Below are 15,462 nucleotides of genomic sequence, written 5' to 3' on the forward strand. Positions count from 1 at the left end.
GGAGCGGTTTTTGGTGTCGGTGTCGGAGGCGTGGGTGCATGGGGTGGCGGTGGAGTGGGCGCGGGTGTTTGAGGGTGCGCGGCGGGTTGATGTGCCGACGTATCCGTTCCAGCGCCGCCGTTACTGGCTCGACGCGCCGCCGCCCGGCCGCCGCGGGACCGGCACGGACGACTGGCTGTACCGCGTCGCCTGGCGACCGGCGAGCGAGCCCGCGCAGCCACCCGCCCTCGCGGGCACGTGGCTGCTGCTCACCCCCTCCGGCGCCGTCGAGAACGACGCCATGGCCGCGGTCGCCGACGGTCTGAAGGGGGCGGGCGCCGACGTCGTGGTCGCCGCGGCCGGCGAGGCCGGGCCGCCCGGCTCGCAGGTCGCCGGGGTGGTGTCGCTGCTGGCCCTGGCCGACGCGGGTGACCCGCTGCCCGCCACCGCCGCGCTGCCCGGCGCGCTGGCGCGCGCGGGCATCGCCGCCCCGCTGTGGGTGCTGACCCGCCAGGCCGTGACGACGGGCACGGCCGACGCGCCGCCTGACCCGTGGCAGGCGCGGCTGTGGGGCCTCGGCCGCGTCGCGGCCCTTGAGCACCCCGAGCGCTGGGGCGGCCTCGTCGACCTGCCCGGCCAGGCCGACCAAGCCGCCGTCGCGCGGCTCGCCGCGGTGCTCGCCGGAGCCGCCGGTCAGGAGGATCAACTTGCCGTCCACGCCACAGGGTTGGCCGTCCGCCGCCTGACCCGGGCGCCCGCCGCCGCGGCGGCGGGCACGTGGCACCCCGGCGAGGGAACGGTGCTGGTCACGGGCGGCACCGGCGCGCTCGGCGCCCATGTGGCCCGCTGGCTGGCGCGCCGTGGCGCCGCCCACCTGCTGCTGCTCAGCCGCCGCGGGGACGGCGCGCCCGGCGCGGCGGTCCTGGCCGAGGAGTTGCGCGGCCTGGGCGCCGGGGTGACGGTGGCCGCGTGCGACGCGGGCGACCGCGACGCGCTTGCCCGCACCCTGGCGGATGTGCCGGAAGACCGGCCGCTGACGGCCGTGTTCCACACCGCGGGGGTGCTGGACGACGGGGCGCTGGACGACCTGACGCCGGAGCGGTTCGCCGCGGTGGCGCGGCCCAAGTCGGACGCGGCCCTGCACTTGCACGAGCTGACCGCGGGCCTGGACCTGTCGGCGTTCGTGCTGTTCTCGTCGTTCGCCGGGGCCGTCGGCAATGTCGGCCAGGCCAACTACGCGGCGGCGAACGCGTTCCTCGACGCGCTCGCGGAGCGCCGCCGCGCCGAGGGCCTGCCCGCCACCTCGCTGGCGTGGGGCGCGTGGGCCGAGGCCGGGCTCGCGACCGGCGAGGTCGGCGAACGGCTCAGGCAGCGCGGCGTCGCGCCGATGGACCCGCAGCGCGCGGTCGCCGCAATGCACACCGCCCTCGACGGGGACGAGACGGCCGTCGGCGTGGCCGCGATCGAGTGGGGCACGTTCGCGCAGGCGCTGCGGGCCGTGCGGCCCGCCCCGCTGCTCGACGAATTGCCCGAGGCGGCGCCCGCGGCCGACGACGGTGCGCCCGGCCAGGGACTGGCGGAGCGCCTCGCCGGACACGACGCCGAGGAGCGGCAGGAGATCGTGTCCGGGCTCGTGCGCGGCCACGTCGCCGCGGTGCTGCGCCATGCCGCGCCCGACAGCGTCGACGGGGGGCGGGCGTTCCGCGACCTCGGGTTCGACTCGCTGACGGCCGTCGACCTGCGCAACCGGCTCGGCGCCGCCACCGGGCTGCGGCTGCCCACGACGCTCGCGTTCGACCACCCGACGATCGACGACCTCACCGCCCACCTGCTGGCCGAGCTGGCCCCGGCGGACACCGGCCCGGCCGAAGGCGCGGCGGAGCTGCGCCGCCTCCTGGACCGCATCCCGTTCACCCGCCTCAAGGAGTCGGGGCTGTACGAGGCGCTGCGGAACCTGGCCGAGGAGCCAGCCCCGGAACGGCCGGCGGAGCCCGCGGGTACGGCGCAGGAGCGCGAGCTGGAGGACGAGGAGATCGACGGCATGAGCGTCGCCGACCTCGTGCAGCTGGTCCTCAGCGACGACGGGGACAGCTCGAACGGCTCGAACCACACGAGCGGCACGGACGACACGGACGACACGGCATACGGAAAGACGGGGGATCAGCAATGACCGGCACCGAGGCGAACGTCGTTGCCGCGCTCCGGGCCTCGGTGAAGGAAACCGAGAAGCTGCGCCGGCAGAACCGGGAGCTGGCGGAGGCCGCCAGGGAGCCCATCGCGATCGTCGCGATGAGCTGCCGCTTCCCCGGCGGCGTCGAGTCGCCCGAGGATCTGTGGCGGCTGCTGGAGTCGGGGGAGGACGCGCTGTCGCTGTTCCCCGACGACCGCGGGTGGGACCTCACCGCGCCCGCGGACGGGGAACCGGTGGACGGCGAGCCGTCCGGGGGTGCCGCGCGCAGCGGCGGATTCCTGCGCGACGCCGGTGCGTTCGACCCCGGCTTCTTCGGCATCAGCCCGCGTGAGGCGCTGGCGATGGACCCGCAGCAGCGGCTGCTGCTGGAGACGTCGTGGGAGGCGTTCGAACGGGCCGGCATCATGCCCGACGCGCTGCGCGGCAGCAGCACCGGTGTCTTCATGGGCACGAACGGCCAGGACTACGCCGCGCTGTTCCCCGGGGCCGCGGGCGGTGCCGAGGGCTTCCTCATCACGGGCACCGCGGCCAGTGTCGTCTCCGGCAGGCTGGCCTACACCTACGGCCTCCAGGGGCCCGCGGTGACGGTCGACACGGCCTGTTCGGCCTCGCTGGTGACGCTGCACCTGGCCGTCCAGGCGCTGCGCGGCGGCGAGTGCACCATGGCGCTCGCGGGCGGCGCCACCGTGATGGCCACGCCGACGGCGTTCGTCGAGTTCAGCCGCCAGCGCGGTCTCGCGGCCGACGGGCGGTGCAAGGCGTTCGCGGAGGCCGCCGACGGCACCGGCTGGGGCGAGGGCGTCGGCGTGCTGCTGCTTGAGCGGCTGTCCGACGCGCGGCGCAACGGGCACCCGGTGCTCGCGGTCGTCCGCGGCAGCGCGGTGAACCAGGACGGGGCCAGCAACGGCCTGACGGCGCCCAGCGGCCCGGCGCAGCAGCGCGTCATCCGCGCCGCGCTGGACAGCGCCGGTCTCGGGCCCGCGGACGTCGACGCGGTGGAGGCGCACGGCACCGGCACCACGCTGGGCGACCCGATCGAGGCCCAGGCGCTCCTCGCCACCTACGGCCGGGACCGCGACGCCGAACGGCCGCTGTGGATCGGCTCCGTCAAGTCCAACATCGGGCACACCCAGGCCGCCGCGGGCGTGGCCGGCGTCATCAAGATGGTGCAGGCGCTGCGCAACGGGGTGCTGCCCAGGACGCTGCACGTCGACCGGCCCACCCCGGCCGTCGACTGGTCCTCCGGCGCCGTGCGGGTGCTCACCGAGCCCGTCCCGTGGGCCGGGCCCGGCGGCCGCCCGCGCCGCGCAGGCGTGTCGTCGTTCGGCGTCAGCGGCACCAACGCCCACGTGCTGCTGGAACAGGCCCAGGACGCCGAGCCCGAGCCCGGCACCACCGGTGAACAGGACGGCCCGGCACGGCCCTTGGTATTCCCGCTGTCCGCCCGCTCCGCGGCGGCGCTGCGCGGCCAGGCCGAACGCCTCGGCGCGCACCTGCGGGAGCGGCCCGGGGCGCGGCTCGCCGATATCGCCCACTCGCTGGCCGGCACCAGGGAGCCGATGGAGCACCGCGCCGCGCTGGTGGCGGACGGCCGGGACGGCCTCCTGGCGGCCTGCGCCGCGCTGGCCGCGGGCGACCCGGCGCCCGGCGCGTGGACCGGCCGGGCCCGCCGCGGCAGGCTCGCGTTCCTCTACACCGGTCAGGGCAGCCAGCGGCCCGGCATGGGCGCGGCGCTCGCCGGGGCGTTCCCCGCCTACGCCGAGGCGCTCGACGAGGTCGCCGCGCACATCGACCCGCTGCTGGGCCGGTCGCTGCGCGACCTGCTGGCCGCGGAGCCGGGCACGCCGCAGGCCGAGGCGCTGCACGGCACCGACCTGGCCCAGCCGGCGCTGTTCGCGCTGGAAATCGCGCTGTCCCGGCTGCTCGCCACCTGGGGCGTACGGCCCGACGCCGTTCTCGGGCACTCCGTCGGCGAGCTGGCCGCGGCGCACGTCGCCGGGCTGCTGACGCTGCCCGACGCCTGCGCCCTCGTCGTCGCCCGCGGCCGCCTGATGGCGGCGGCGCCGGGCGGCGGCGCGATGGCCGCGATCGAGGCGAGCGAGCCCGAGATCGAGCCGTTCCTCAGCGGGAACGCGGACCTGGTGTCGCTCGCCGCCGTCAACGGGCCCTCGGCCGTGGTGATCTCGGGCGACGCCGACGAGGTCGCCAGAATCGCCGCGGCCTGGCGGGACAGGGGCCGCAGAACGAAGGACCTCAAGGTCAGCCACGCGTTCCACTCCCCGCACCTGGCCGGGGTCCTGGACGACTTCCGCGCCGTCGCGGACGGCGTCACCTACCACCGGCCCACCGTTCCGGTGGTGTCCAACGTGACCGGCGCGCTCGCCGACTTCGCGGAGATCGGCACCCCCGACTACTGGGTGCGGCACATGCGCGGCACCGTGCGCTTCGCCGACGGGGTCGCCGCCCTGCTCGGCCACGGCGTGAGCGCCTGCCTCGAAGTGGGGCCCGACGGGGTGCTGACCGGCATGGGGCAGGGCTGCGTGCCCGCGGACGCGGACACGCGCTTCCTGCCGACGCTGCGGGCGGACGGCGACCCCGTCACCGACGTCACCACGGCCGTGGCGCGGCTGCACACCGTGGGGCGGCAGCCCGACTGGGAGGCGTTCCACGCGGGCCTTGCGCCGCGCCGCGTCGATCTGCCGACGTACGCGTTCGCCCGCGAGCGCTACTGGCTGGACGCCGGGCCCGTCGCGGGGCCCGCGACCGGGCCCGCCCCGGCGGCCTCGGCGGCGCAGGCGGGCGACGAGGCGCCGGGCGACCCGCTGGGCGGCCTCGTGCCCGAGGAACGGCAGGCGGCGGCCCTCGACCTGATACGCCGCCACGTCGCCGCCGTCCTCGGCCACGCCGACCCCGGCGCCGTCGAACCCGACGTCGCCTTCAGCGACATGGGCTTCACCTCGCTGACCGCCGTCGAACTGCGCAACAGCCTCGTCGCCGCCACCGGCGTCGACCTGCCCGCCAGCCTCGTCTTCGACCACCCGACGGCGCGCGCCGCCGCCGCGCACCTCGCGGCCGAGGCCGCGGGCACCTCCGGCGCCGCCCGGGCCGCGCGGCTGCGGGCCGCCGCGGCGGCCCGCAGCCGCGCGGACGAGCCGATCGCCATCGTCGGCATGGGCTGCCGCTACCCGGGCGGCGTGCGTTCCCCCGAGGACCTGTGGCAGCTGCTCGCCGCGGGCGGCGACGGCATCACCCCGTTCCCCGACGACCGCGGCTGGGACCTCGACGGCATCTACCACCCCGACCCGGACCACCCCGGCACGACGAACGGCAGGGAAGGCGGCTTCATCGACGGCGCCGACCTGTTCGACGCCGCGTTCTTCGGCATCAACCCGCGCGAGGCGCTGGCCATGGACCCGCAGCAGCGTCAGCTGCTCGAAGTCGCCTGGGAGGCGCTGGAGCGGGCCGGCATCGACCCGTCGGCGCTGCGCGGCAGCGACGCGGGCGTGTTCGTCGGGGCCGCCACCCAGGACTACGGCTCCGACACGGCGGAACTGCCGGACGGCGTGGAGACCTACCTGATGACGGGCAACACCGGCAGCGTCATCTCCGGCCGCCTGTCCTACACCTTCGGCCTCGAAGGGCCGTCGCTGACCGTCGACACCGCCTGCTCCTCCTCGCTGACCGCGCTGCACCTGGCCGCCCGCGCGCTGCGCGAGGGCGAGTGCTCGCTGGCCCTGGCCGGGGGCGTCATGGTGATGCCCTCGCCGACGCCGTTCGTCGCGCTCGCCAAGCAGCGCGGCCTCGCCGAGGACGGCCGCTGCAAACCGTTCGACGCGGCGGCGGACGGCACCGGCTTCTCCGAGGGCGTCGGCATGCTCGTCGTCGAACGGCTCGGCGACGCCCGCCGCAACGGCCACCAGGTGCTCGCCGTCGTCCGCGGCTCCGCCGTCAACTCCGACGGCGCGAGCAACGGCCTGACCGCGCCCAACGGGCCCTCCCAGGAGCGCGTCATCGCCGCCGCGCTCGCCGACGCCGGACTCGCCCCGGCCGACGTCGACGCGGTGGAGGCCCACGGCACCGGCACCCGCCTCGGCGACCCGATCGAGGCCCAGGCCGTCATCGCCACCTACGGCCAGGACCGCGACGCCGAACGGCCGCTGTGGCTGGGCTCCATCAAGTCGAACATCGGGCACAGCCAGGCCGCCGCCGGCGTGGCGGGCATCATCAAGATGGTCGAGGCGATGCGGCACGGCACCCTGCCGGCGACCCTGCACCTCAAGGAGCCCACGCCGCACGTCGACTGGTCCCGCGGCGCCGTCGCCCTCCTCGCCGAGGCCACCCCGTGGCCAGACAGCCCCGGCAGGCCGCGCCGCGCGGGCGTGTCGTCGTTCGGCGTCAGCGGCACCAACGCGCACGTGCTGCTTGAGGAGCCCGCCCCCGAGGACCGGCCGGGCGGCCCCGGGACCGACGACGGAATCGGCGAGGAGGCCGAGGAGAGCGAGGCGGCGGCCGGGCCCGGGCCGTTCGTGGCGCTGCCCGTCTCGGCCAGGACCGGGACCGCGCTGCGCGCCCGGGCCGCCGGGCTCGCCCGGCACCTGACGCGGGAGCGCACCGGCCGGCCCGTCGACGTGGCGCACTCGCTGGCCACCGGGCGCGCCGCGCTGACCCGGCGCGCCGCCGTCCTCGGCCGCGACCGGGCCGGGCTGGCCGAGGCGCTGACCGCCCTCGCCGAGGACCGCCCGCACCCGTCCGTCGTCACCGGCCAGGCCGCCGCGGACGCGGCCAGGCCCGTGTTCGTCTTCCCCGGGCAGGGCTCGCAGTGGACCGGCATGGCCATGGAACTCCTCGACGGCGCACCGGCCTTCGCGGAACGCCTCGCCGAGTGCCAGCAGGCGCTCGACCCGTACATCGACTGGTCGCTGACCGCCGCCATCCGCGGCGAGCCGGACGCGCCGTCGATGGAGCGCCTGGACGTGGTGCAGCCCGCGCTGTTCGCCGTCATGGTGTCCCTCGATGCGCTGTGGCGCGCCCACGGGGTGCGCCCGGCCGCCGTACTCGGCCACAGCCAGGGCGAGATCGCCGCCGCCTGCTCCGTGGGCGCCCTCACCCTCCAGGAGGCGGCGCGGCTGGCCGCGCTGCGCAGCCGCGCCTACCAGCGGCTGGCCGGCACCGGCGCCATGGGCTCCGTCCTGATGCCGCACGAGGAGGTCGAGCCGCATCTGGAACGGTGGGCCGGGCGGGTGTCCGTCGCCGCCGTCAACAGCCCGGGCAGCACGGTCGTCTCCGGCGATCCGGCGGCCGTCGAGGGGCTGCTGGCCGAGCTGGGCGACGCGGGCGTCAAGGTGCGGCGCATCGCGGCCACCGCCGCCGGGCACTCCGCGCACATCGAGGCGCTGCGCTTCGACATCGACACGGCGGCCGGCGGCATCGAGCCGCGGCCGTCCGACGTCGCGTTCTGCTCCTCCGTCACCGGCGACCTCACCGGAACAGAAGAACTCGACGCCGCCTACTGGTTCGCGAACCTGCGGCGCACCGTGCGGTTCGACCGCGCCGCCAGGACGCTGATGGCGGCGGGTCACCGCGCATTCATCGAGCTGAGCCCGCACCCGGTGCTCACCCTCAGCCTCCAGGAGACCGCGGCGTCCCTCGGCCGTGACATCGTCGCGCTCGGCTCGCTGCGGCGCGACGAGGGCGGCACCGAACGTTTCCTCACCTCACTCGCCGAGGCCCACGTGCACGGCGTCGGCGTCGACCTGGCGGCTGCCGCGCCGGGCGGCAGGCGCGTCGCACTGCCCACCCAGCCCTGGGAGGGCAGCCGCTACTGGCTGACCCCCGGGCGCGGCGCGGGCGACCTCGCCGCCGCGGGCGCCGAGGGCGAGCCGCACCCGCTGCTCGGCGCGCACGTCGCACTGCCCGACGGCGGCCTCGTCCTCACCGGGCGGCTGGCCGTGAACGATGTGCCGTGGCTCGCCGACCACGCCGTCGCCGGAACGGTGCTGGTACCAGGCGCGGGGCTGCTCGAACTGGCGCTGCGCGCCGGCGCCGCCACCGGCGCGGCGCGCGTCGCGGAACTGACCCTGCACACCCCGCTGGTGCTGCCGGAACGCGGCGGCGTGCAGCTGCGGCTGGTCGTCGACCCGCCGGGCCCCGGCGGGCGGCGCGCCCTGGGCATCCACACCCGGCAGGCCGACGACGAGCCGTGGCTGCGGCACGCCGACGGCCTGCTGGCCCCGGCGACCGGCGACGCCCCGGCGGACGGGGTGTTCGCGGCGTGGCCGCCCGAGGGCGCCGAGGCCGTCGGCCTGGACGGCGCCTACGAGCGGCTCGCGGAGGCGGGCTACGACTACGGCCCCGCCTTCCAGGGGCTTGCCGCCGTGTGGCGCCGCGGCGAGGACACGTTCGCCGAAGTGCGGCTCGCCGAACGCGAACGCACCGAGGCCGAACGCTACGGCCTGCACCCCGCGGCGCTCGACGCCGCGCTGCACGCTGCGGCGGCCGGCCGTGCCGACACCGCGGTGCGGCTGCCGTTCTCCTGGGCGGGCGTCGACCTGCACGCCGTGGGCGCCGCGACCCTGCGGGTGCACCTGACGGCCCGCGGCGGCGACGCGATGGCGGTGCGCATCGCCGACGGCGCCGGGCGGCCGGTGCTGACCGCGGATGCCCTGGTGACCAGGCCCGTCGACGTCGACGCCGTGAAACGGGCGGGGGAACGGACCGACGCCGCCCACACCTGGCTGTACGAGACGGCCTGGACGCCCCTGGCCGCCGCGGCGCCGCCCGCGTCCGCCCCCGGCCGGTGGGCCGCGCTGGGCGGCATCGCCGCCGCGGAAGGGCTCCAGGCCGTCGGCGTGCCCGTCGACGCCTACCACGACCTGGCCGAGCTGGCCGCGGCCGTCGCCGCGGGCACCCCCGCGCCCGAACTGGTCCTCGCCCTCGCCGACGGCGCGGCACCAGGCCCCGACGAGACCGGCGAGACGGGCGAGACCGGCGAGGAGCTGGCGCTGCGCACGCACGAGGCGGCGCGCCGGACACTGGCGCTGGTCCGCGACTGGCTGACCGCGCCGGGACTCGCCGCCGCGCGGCTCACGCTGCTCACGCGCGGCGCCGACGCCGACCCGGCCGCGGGCGCGCTGTGGGGCCTGGTGCGGTCCGCGCAGTCGGAGAACCCGGGCCGGCTGACGCTGCTCGACGTGGCGGGCGCGGACGAGGAGGTGCCGTGGCGGGACGTCGCCGCGGCCCTCGCGGTCGCCGACGAGGCGCAGCTGTCGATCCGTTCCGGCGCCGTCCACGTGCCGCGACTCGCCCCCGCGCCCGGCGCCGCCGACGCGTCCGGCGACGCCACGCCGGCGCCGCTGCCGGGCACCGCGCTGATCACCGGCGGCACCGGCACCCTCGGCCGGCTCGTCGCCAGGCACCTGGTGACCCGGCACGGCACCACGCACCTGCTGCTGGCCAGCCGCAGCGGGGAACGGGCCGACGGCGCGGCCGAGTTCGCCGCCGAAATGGAGAAGCTCGGCGCGGCCGTCACCACGGTCGCCTGCGACGTCGCCGACCGCGACGCGCTCGCCCGGCTCCTCGCGGACGTCCCGGCGGAACACCCGCTGACCACCGTCGTGCACGCCGCCGGCGCCCTCGACGACGGGCTGGCGGTGTCCCTGACGGACGAGCAACTGGGGCGCGTGCTGCGGCCGAAGGCCGACGCCGCCGCCCACCTCGACGAGCTGACCGCGGACCTGGACCTGAAGGCGTTCGTGCTGTTCTCCTCCGCCTCCGGCACCTTCGGCGGCCTCGGCCAGGCCAACTACGCCGCGGCGAACGCCTTCCTCGACGTGCTGGCCGCGCGCCGCCGCGCCGCCGGCCGGGCCGCCGTGTCCCTGGCCTGGGGCACCTGGGCACCCGCGAGCACCATGACGGCGCTCACCGAGACGGACCTGCGCCGCATGGCCAGGGGCGGCATCGTGCCGCTCACCGCGGAACAGGGCCTGGCGCTGCTGGACACCGCCCTCGCCATGCAGGACCGGCCCGCGCTGGTCCCGGTGCGCCTCGACCTCGACGCGCTCGGCGCCCAGGCGGAGGCGGCGGGCGTGCCCGTTCCCGGCCTCTTCCGCGGCCTGGTGCGGCCCGCCGTGCGGCGGGCCGCGCAGCACGCGGCCGACCCGGGCGCCGGGCAGCGGCTGGCCGCCCTGCCGGACGCCGAACGGCTCGCCGCGCTACGGGAGTTGGTGCGCGAGCAGACCGCGACGGTCCTGGGCCACGGCGCGGCCGACGCGGTCGACGCCGAGGCGGGCTTCGGCGAACTCGGTTTCGACTCGCTGACGGCCGTCGAACTGCGCAACCGGCTCGGCACCGCAACCGGCCTGACGCTGCCGCCCACCCTCGTGTTCGACCACCCCACCCCGGCCGACCTGGCGCGGCGGCTGCACACCGAGCTGGGCGAGGCCGCCGCCGCCCCCGCGGCGGCGCCGGGCGTGGCGAACGGCGGGCCGGCGGGGGGCGGCAGCCTGCTGCCGCTGTTCGCGGACGCCGTGGAACGCGGCGAGATCAGGGAGTTCGTGGGCGCCATGAACGCGCTGTCCCGCTTCCGCCCGGCCTTCGACGACGCGCCGGGCGACGCCGCGGGCGTGCGGCTCGCGGGCGGTGACGAAGGACCGCTGCTGCTGTGCCTGCCGCCGGTCATCGGCATCTCGGGACCGCACCAGTACGCGCGGTTCGCCGCCGCGCTCCGCGGCAGGCGCACGGTGGTCGCCCTGCCGCACCCCGGGTTCCGCACCGGCGAGCCGGTCGCCGCCACCGCCCGCGCCCTGGCGCGCGCCCACGCGGCGACGGCGCTGCGGCTCGCCGCGGGGGCACCGTTCGTGGTGGTCGGGTACTCCTCCGGCGGCTTCGTCGCGCACGCCGTCGCCGAGGAACTGCAGGCCGCGGGCACCGCCCCGGCCGGCGTCGTCCTGCTGGACAGCTACCCGCCGGACGAGACGCAGCTGCTGGAACGGCTCATCCCGGCGGTCGTCCGCGGCATCCAGGACCGCAAGGACCGCATGCTGGGCGGCGAGGACGACGCGTGGCTCACGGCCATGGGGCGCTACATGGGCTTCGACTGGACGCCCTCGCCGGTCGCCGCGCCGACACTGCTGGTCCGCTCCGGCGAACCGCTCCCCGGGCTGCCGGAGAACGAGCCGTGGCGGGCCACGTGGAAGCACCCGCACGACGCGGTGGACGTGCCGGGCGACCACTTCACGATGATGGAGGAGCATGCCGCCGCCGCGGCGGCGGCGGTGGAGGAGTGGCTGGCGCGCTGACGCGGCGGCCCGCGCGGGCCAGGGGCAGCACCACCTCGTCGACCAGCCGGTGCCCCTCCTCGCGCGGCACGGACTCGCCCATCATCAGCCAGCGGAACATCACGACGGCGGGCGCGATCTGCCACAGCACCTCGACGTCGGCGTCCGGGGCGATCTCGCCGCGCTCCCTGGCGCGCGCGAACGCCCCCGCGGCCACCTGCTTGCGCGCGTCGAGAAAGCCCTCCCGCAGCGCCGTCGCCAGCTCCTCGTTCCGCCGTTTCTCGTCGATGAGCCCGGCCATCACGTCGGCCAGCCGCTCCATCTCGTTCAGCAGGTCGTCCATGCCCGCCAGCAGGTCGCCGCGGAGGCTGCCGGTGTCGTACTCGGCCGGCAGGTGGCTGACCGCGTGCACGAACGCGGCGACGACCAGCGCCGACTTGGACGGCCACCGCCGGTACACGGTGGCCTTGCTCGCGTGGACACGCGACACGACCTCGTCGATGGTCAGCCGTTCGTAGCCGGTCTCCTTGAGGACATCGAGCGTGGTGGTCAGCAGTTCATCCATGCGGGCCTGGCCACCCCGCAGCGGTGCGACGGACATGTGATCAGCTTACGTCGCGACCGACCGTACGGTACGAGGCGGTACCGTACACGCGCGGGCCGCCGCGGACTCACCGCAGGGGTCCGGGCCTCGCCTCAGGACCGGCGGGCCGCGTTTTCAAGCGGTCAGCGGGTATTTGCCGGGGGTGTCGTTATCCGCGACGAGTGGACGGCCGCGCTGCGGGCGTGAGGGAGACGTCCGGGGCTCAGAGTCCGCCGCTGCCCCCGGTCCAGGCCGGGGGCTCGGGCATGGCGTCGCCCTGGATGGTCCACGGACCGTCCGGGCCGGCCGCGGTGGCGTACGGCACGCGGCCGTGCCGCGAACCGGTGGAGTACGCCCAGTGGGCGCCGTTCTCCGTGAACACGTCCGGGTCGGGGAAATCGTCGTCGATCACCAGTCCCGGGGCGACCGAGCTGGGGGCGGGGGCGTCGGCGTCCTGGGCGTTCGCGGCGGGGGAGAGAGGCAGCAGCGCGGCGAAGACCGCCACCGCGCCGAGCAGCGCGCCCGTCGTGATGCGCATGGCGTGGCCCTTTCTACGCGGGAGTCGGGGACGTGCGGGACGTGCGTCAGGGCCTGCGGGGCGGGGGCCGCGCCGTGCGGCCCCCGCCCCGCGTGGCGCTACCTGCCCGCCTGGAGCGCTGCCCAGGTCTGCGGGCCGACGAGGCTGTCGGCGGACAGCCCGCGGCTCGACTGGTAGTCGTGGACGGCCTCGCCGGTGAGCGGGCCGAAGATGCCGTCGACGGAGACGGTGCGGCCGAGCGCGGCGGTCAGCGCCCGCTGGAGCCGTGACACGGCCTCACCCGTGCTGCCCTCGCCGAGCGAGGCGGTGGGTCCCGCGGACAGCAGCGCCGTCCAGGTGCTGCTGCCGACGACGCCGTCGACGGGCAGGCCGACCGCCGTCTGGAAGGAGCGGACCGCGGCCGCCGTGGCGGGGCCGAAGTCGCCGTCGGTTTCCCCGGCATCGTGCCCGTTGGTGGTCAGCAGGTGCTGGAGGGCCGCCACCTGGGGGCCGCTCTCACCTTCGGCGAGCGAGCTGTAGGCGGGGAAGTCCAGCTCGGGGGCGCCGGGTTCACCCGGGTCGCCGCCGACCAGCTCCATGTAGTAGTCCCAGTCCCAGTGCGGCCCCGGGTCGGTGTGGTCGTTGCCCGGGACCTCCACGTGGCCGAGGATGTGCTCCCGGTCCTTGGGGATGCCGTGCCGGTCGGCGAGGTGGCTCGTCAGGGCCGCGGAGGAACGGTACATCGCGTCGGTGAACCACGCCGGTTCGTCGACCCAGCCCTCGTGCTCGATGCCGATGCTGTAGGGGTTACCCGACCGCGCGTGCCAGGCGGTGTCCGCGTCGCGGACCGTCTGCGTGACCTCGCCGTCCGAGGAGCGGATCACGTAGTGGGCGCTGACCTGCGAGTCCGGGTTCTGGAACCAGCTGATCGCCCCGGCGTAGGAGCCCTGGGTGACGTGGATGACGACGGCGCTGATCGACTGGGTGCGGCCGGAGGCGTAGTTGGCCTCGTGCGCCGGGACCCAGCGCGCGGCCGGGTAGTCCTCGCTGAGTGCGACCGGTCCCGCGGTGGCGTACCGGCCGCGTTCCGGCGCGACCGCGCGGGGCGTGACCTCGACCGTCTCGCCGCCGCCGACGGGCGCCCTGACCCCGTCCCGCAGCAGCTCGTAGACGGTGTCCGCGTAGAGGCGGGCGGTGGAGTCCTCGGTGGCGCCGCCGTACTGCGCGACCACCGGGTACCAGGCGTCGAGGTCGGCGCGGTCGTGGGGGGACAGGCCGAGCGTGTCGGCGTACTCCCGCAGTACGGCGGCCCCGCCGCGGATGTTCGCGGCGGTGTCCTGCCGCAGCTCCGCGACCGGCAGGCCGGTCTCCGCCGCGGCGGTTTCCAGGGTGCGGTGGGTGGGGTTGCTCACCAGGTGCATCACGCCGTAGCCGCGGGCCTGGCTCGGCAGGCCGTCGTGGCCGTCGAGGCGGGATTCGCCGTAGCCGACCGCGACCAGCAGGTCCCGGGGGACGTCGTACTGTGCGGCGGCCTCGCCGAACGCGGCGGTCACCGGTGCGGTGGCGGCGTCGGCGGCGTCGGTGGCGGCCGCGGGCTGGGCGGGGGCGAGCAGCGCCGCGAGGGCCGCGCCCGCGAGTGCGGTGACGCCGATCCGACGGGGTGGGGCAGATCGTCTGGACACGCTTCTCCGTTCGCAGATACCGTGCGCACGCCCCGTGGGGTCGGGCGTGCGCCGGCTCCCACCCTCGGGCAGCGCCATGGCCATGTCAATCGGCGGGGCCGGTGGGATACCCCGTCCGGCCCACCCGGGTGCGGCGCGGCGGCCCGTACCGGGACCGCCGCGCCGTACCCGGGCCGAACGCGCCCCGCCCGCGCGTGGCGCGCCGTCAGTCCCCGGCCGCGTTGATCTCCTGCGGGAGCCTGAAGCACAGCGAGCCGAAGAGGAAGCCGGCGCCGATGGCTCCCATGACGACGACGTCGTCCCGCTTCGCCCTGCCCTCCTTCGCCAGGCGCCACAGCGACGTCAGGGGCGACACCGAGGCCGTGTTGCTCAGCGTGTCGGCGGTGACGGGCACCCGTTCGGTGTCCGCCCCGACGATGCGCGCCAGTTCGCGCACGAGCCGGGCGTTGGCCTGGTGCAGCGCGAAGCCGCTCACGTCGTCCACCGTGACGCCGGCGGAGGAGAGCGTCTCGGTGATGGACTTCGGCAGCCGGGTCAGCGCCTCCCTCAGCACCACCCGCCCGTCCATCTGGAGGTAGGGGTTGACGGGTGTCGGAGTGCTGGAGCCGGCCGTCTTCTGGTGCACGCGCCAGGGCGCCGCCATCCGGACCGCGTCCGAGTACACGTTCCCGAGGTCGTAGGAGAGGAGGCCGTCCGGTCCGTCCGACTTCCGCAGCACCGTCGCCGCGGCGGCGTCGCCGAAGAAGATCCGCGTCACCCGGTCCGTGGGGTCGGTGCCGCCGGAGCCGCGCTCGGCGCAGACGATCAGGGCCCGTTCGAGGCCGGGCTCCTGGAGCAGGGCGGAGGCCGTGTAGATCCCGTACACCGACGAGGCGCACGCGTGCTGCGTGATGTCGACGATGCGCGGGCTCTCGATTCCGAGGCGCTCGGCGATGCTCACGCCCATGGACGGCATGACCCAGTCCGGGGTGGTGCACGCGACGAGCAGGACGTCGATGTCCCGCGCGCCCGCGCCCGCGGCGTCCAGGGCCTTCTCCGCGGCACGGACGGCCAGGTCGAGCAGGCTGTCCTCCGGTTCGAGGAAACGCCGTTCACGTATGCCGGTCTTCTCCTCGATCCACTCCGGTGTCGTGTCCAGCGTTTCGCACAGCTCGGCGTTGGTGACGACCCTTTCTGGCAGGACAAGACTGACACTCTCGGGACTCACCGGGCTGAGTTGCCACCTGGGCATGACG

Annotated in this window: 6 protein-coding genes; 2 read left to right on the forward strand and 4 right to left on the reverse strand. The window is 76.5% G+C overall.

The annotated features are described in order from the left end of the window. Both STBA_RS31240 and STBA_RS31245 read left to right on the forward strand, forming a co-directional pair. Positions 1-2,149, forward strand: a 2,149-nt coding sequence (locus STBA_RS31240) for a beta-ketoacyl reductase (protein WP_216355995.1), incomplete at its 5' end; no start/stop codon positions are given. Beyond that, entirely contained in the window at positions 2,146-11,466 is a 9,321-nt protein-coding gene (locus STBA_RS31245; RefSeq protein ID WP_077062383.1) for a type I polyketide synthase, read from the forward strand. The genes STBA_RS31240 and STBA_RS31245, both read left to right, overlap by 4 nt. Here the strand turns inward: STBA_RS31245 and STBA_RS31250 are convergent. The 4 genes from STBA_RS31250 to STBA_RS31265 all read right to left on the reverse strand — a co-directional run bounded on the left by STBA_RS31250 (position 11,402) and on the right by STBA_RS31265 (position 15,458). Then, positions 11,402-12,046: a TetR/AcrR family transcriptional regulator gene (locus tag STBA_RS31250; protein WP_077062384.1), complete on the reverse strand. Its 645-nt coding sequence runs from the start codon at positions 12,044-12,046 to the stop codon at positions 11,402-11,404. The genes STBA_RS31245 and STBA_RS31250 overlap by 65 nt on opposite strands. 205 nt (positions 12,047-12,251) lie before the next feature. Next, entirely contained in the window at positions 12,252-12,566 is a 315-nt protein-coding gene (locus tag STBA_RS31255) for a hypothetical protein (RefSeq protein ID WP_077062385.1), read from the reverse strand. Between the two features lie 98 nt (positions 12,567-12,664). Beyond that, positions 12,665-14,227: a peptidoglycan-binding protein gene (locus STBA_RS31260; RefSeq protein ID WP_253195137.1), complete on the reverse strand. Its 1,563-nt coding sequence runs from the start codon at positions 14,225-14,227 to the stop codon at positions 12,665-12,667. Positions 14,228-14,432: 205 nt separating this feature from the next. Then, the gene (locus tag STBA_RS31265) at positions 14,433-15,458 is read right to left on the reverse strand and encodes a ketoacyl-ACP synthase III (protein ID WP_077062386.1); all 1,026 of its coding nucleotides are present in this window, start codon (positions 15,456-15,458) and stop codon (positions 14,433-14,435) included. Positions 15,459-15,462: the final 4 nt, after the last annotated feature.

The sequence above is a fragment of the Streptomyces sp. MP131-18 genome, from assembly GCF_001984575.1.
Classification (GTDB): Bacteria; Actinomycetota; Actinomycetes; order Streptomycetales; family Streptomycetaceae; genus Streptomyces; species Streptomyces johnsoniae.